General features: G+C 40.9%; 4 protein-coding genes. All 4 read right to left on the bottom strand.

Annotated elements, in window-relative coordinates:
* Positions 1–201: 201 nt before the first annotated feature.
* Entirely contained in the window at positions 202–732 is a 531-nt protein-coding gene (locus VK664_RS09590) for a hypothetical protein (RefSeq protein ID WP_461398426.1), read from the bottom strand.
* A 196-nt stretch (positions 733–928) separates the two neighbouring features.
* Positions 929–1,627 carry an SGNH/GDSL hydrolase family protein gene (locus VK664_RS09585; protein WP_461398425.1) on the bottom strand — a complete coding sequence of 233 codons (699 nt, stop codon included), beginning with the start codon at positions 1,625–1,627 and terminating at the stop codon, positions 929–931.
* A 165-nt stretch (positions 1,628–1,792) separates the two neighbouring features.
* Positions 1,793–2,689 carry an outer membrane beta-barrel family protein gene (locus VK664_RS09580; RefSeq protein WP_461398427.1) on the bottom strand — a complete coding sequence of 299 codons (897 nt, stop codon included), beginning with the start codon at positions 2,687–2,689 and terminating at the stop codon, positions 1,793–1,795.
* Positions 2,690–2,715: 26 nt separating this feature from the next.
* The coding region (locus VK664_RS09575; RefSeq protein ID WP_461398424.1) for an outer membrane beta-barrel protein at positions 2,716–3,588 on the bottom strand (873 nt) is incomplete at its 5' end.

The following is a 3,588-nucleotide window of genomic DNA, read 5'->3' as shown; positions in this document are numbered from 1 at the left end:
AGTTCCATTTATGCCCGTCAACATGGATGAATACAAAGAAAAACAACGGAAACAACAAATAGCTACCTTAGAAAAAAAACTCGCTAAATTAACAAACCAAGCAGCATGATTGAGCTCGGTGAAAGAAGTTATATAAAAGTTGTAAGTGGTTAGCGGCGAGTTGTAAGTGGTGAGTGGAGTTATGTGAGTGATGAGTTGTGCTTATTGAACGAAGAAGTATAAAATAGCCAATAGACTTGCAAGCAGGGTTGCCGTTATTATGGTGGGTTTGGTGATATTAAATTTTTTGCGCGCGGAGGGGATTAGGAGAAACACAATTGATAGGAGTAATATCAGCCAGGTGGTTGATGTTACTCCTATTAATATTGGTTCTTTTAGTTTGATGGCCTGGTAAAGGGTGCCACTGCAAATTATTAATAGAAGGATCAACACTACTATGCCCATTATCCATCCCGGACGCCTTTTCCGGAAAATCAAAAAACCACCACCGAGGGCTAAACCAATTGTGATAACGGTCCGGATATGGCTCAACAGTTCAGACAAGTTCATGGAAACTTTGTCATCAGCCTTATTAATGAAAGAGGTAGTTTCTGAAAAAATTGATATGAGCCACAATGCCAGGTATACAAAACCTGCTACCAGCAAAAGGATAGCACTGAATTTTTCATAGTGGGGTGAATGAAGGTCGGTGTCGCTTTTATTGTTGATGTTGTTTTCTTTGATATTATTCACGTTATTGGTATTATTGATATTATGCGCTTTATTGAAATCACTCGCTTTACTGATATCACCCGCTTTAGTGATATTATGCCTTTACTTGTATTATTCCCTTCACTATTATTATTCAGTTATTCAGTTTTTTATTAATTAGCTATTCAGTTTTTCAGATATTATTCAATTAGCAATATTGTTCGGTCAGCTGATGATATTACTTTGCTGTCTGGTCAACTTTTTGGATTGACAACTGGTGCGAAATAAGAGGAACCAGTTGATCGGACCATTTCCTGTATTCAGTCGCCGAAGGATGTAGATTGTCTTTTGTAACCAGGGAAGCATCATTTAATACGTCCCTGCTGCCTTTTGTGATATCGATATAGTGAAAACCCTGCCTCAACGAGATCTGCCTGTTCAATTCATTAAAACGGTCAATAGTAAAGCTGATCATCTCACGATCACGGTCAGCCGCAAAAGGCGCGGCGGACCAGTCCGGGATAGATAGAACAAAAACCCCTGAAGGATTATTTCCGGCAAAGTTCAAAGCGACAGAAGCTAGTTGCCCGAATTCCAATCCATACTCGTCCGGTGCCAGCCCCCGGTATTGATTATTCACACCGATCAGCAAAGTGACTATATCAAAGTTGGTTTTTAAATTAGCATCATTTACAGCCCCTATTAATTCAGAGGTCGTCCAACCTGTTTTGGCAATTATAACCGGGTCTTCAAATATTTTTTTAGGATTTTGTTTACCAGGTAATCCAGGATTTTGTTCAGCGGGATTGTCGGCCTTTTTTACTGTTTCATTCAATGTTCTCACCAGTTGAAACGGAAAACTGTCCCCGGTTTCAACTCCTTCCCCAACAGTGTAGGAGTCGCCTAAAGCAAGATATTTAAATGATGTCGCTGCCATAATCCGGGATTCAATGTATAAAATTTTATGGCACCATGAGATGCCTGAGGCCCGCATTAATAAATAAAGGTTGTTTTACCCTGGAGTAAAACAACCTTTATTGCTTTTGTCTTATAATTCTATAATCTAATTCTATATCATTAATGCCGGGCTAATAATATTTCATTACTGCTGAGCGCCCTGCATGCCGTTCTGCACACCTTCGGCTTCACCCCTCATATTCTTACGTTTGAACAAAGAGGTATCGAATTTACCGAATCGCCAGTTAAAGTTAAGTCTGAAAAATTGCGGATCACGGCGACGGAATGAATTCTGGATAAACAGATCTGACTCAGTATAAACATCATTTCGGCGGGTACGAAATACATCGCTGAAACTCAAAGTAAGACTGGCTCGTTTTTCTTTCAGGAACTCATACTTTACTGCCACATCCACCCCATAAGTTGGGCGAACATATCCTTGTGAAGAAGACTGCGGACCTCCGAAAAAGCCACCGCCTCCCATACCACGACCACCGCCGCCACCGCCACCGCTGCCGCCAGGAGGTAAAACAGTCTTGGATTGATAATCACCACTTAACTGTATAGAGAAGTTTTTAGGAAGTTTAAAGGTGTTGTTAACCTTGGCAAACCAACTGTACACATTTCCCTGGTTCTCAAAACCTTCCTGGTCAACATCAATTTTAGAAGTAAAAAGATTCAGGCTTGAAGTAAGATCCCACCATTTGGCAATCGGGTTTCGGCTGATCAATTCAAGACCCCCGACATAACTGCTGTTTGCATTTATATAGGTATTGATGAAAACCTCTTCACCGGAAACAGGATTTGTTTCTTTGTCCTGGAAACGGGTTATGAGGTTATCAGTGTATTTGAAATAAAGGGAACTCATGAAACTGTGCCCACCATTGAATTGCTTGGAATAAGAAAGTTCCGAAGAATAAGTGAATTCAGGAGTCAGGTTTGGATTACCCCGGCTAAAGTTGAGCGAGTCAGAATAGTCGGTAAATGGAAACAACTGGAAGAAATTCGGCCTGTTAATCCGCCGGGTGACATTCAGTTGCAGTTCCTGGCCATTCTTCAGCTTTTGGCTTAAGAATATACTTGGGAAAAGACTGAAGAATGGAAATTGTTGCCATAACTTGACGATGTAACCTTTCCACCTGTGGTAACCGTTTTTACTTCACCATCATATTCTGAGCTTTCTACCCGGAGCCCGATCTGGTATCCAAAATCCCTGATTGCATTTGTAAATGTGAGATAACCCGCATAAACCTTATCACTATTGATATAATTAGATGATAACTGGGGCACTTTAAAAAACACACCTGTTGCAGTATCCTGGTAAATATCGTTTTTGCTGTCAACGTCCCTGATCTGCATTCTCGCACCAAATTCTACCTTGGCTTTTTCAGTGATCGGGTTTACATAGTCAGCCTGTAGTGTTACAAACTTGTTTGTACCGCCACCGATAACGCGCTGATCAAAGTAGGTTTGCTGGCTACCGCCATACTTGTCATAGTACCTTGTACTGGTCAGGGTGTTGTTTTCATTTTTGCTGCCGTTGTAATTGATATCAGCAGTAAATTCCTGGCCGGGTTTAACGAAGAGCTTTTTATAACTCAACTGGGCTCCCGTATTTCTGAAATTGCCGTCTGTATTGGCAACCCTTTGACTGTAAGTAGAAAGTGTTCCCCCGGTTGTGTAGTTATCAATAAAGATGTCACTTGTAGTGATTGGCTGGAAGTTTCCCCTTACAACAACTCCGGAAGCACTGAGGGTGTTGCGGTTGTTTATGAAATAGTCAAAACCTGCACGGCCAAAAGCGAAATAACCCTCATTGATGTTTTTGTCGTTTTGCTTCAGAAAAGACTGCTTCCCTGTAATGAAAGTCTCACGTTCTGTAGTTCCGGTAGATATAGATTTGCGTTGACTTAAATTTGCATTTGCAAAAATATTGAATTT

Origin of the sequence: Flavitalea sp., assembly GCF_035489435.1 — a bacterium.
Classification (GTDB): Bacteria; Bacteroidota; Bacteroidia; order Chitinophagales; family Chitinophagaceae; genus DATHKG01.
The sequence above is the reverse complement of the archived record's forward strand: the minus strand, read 5'-3'. Positions and strand labels throughout refer to the sequence as shown.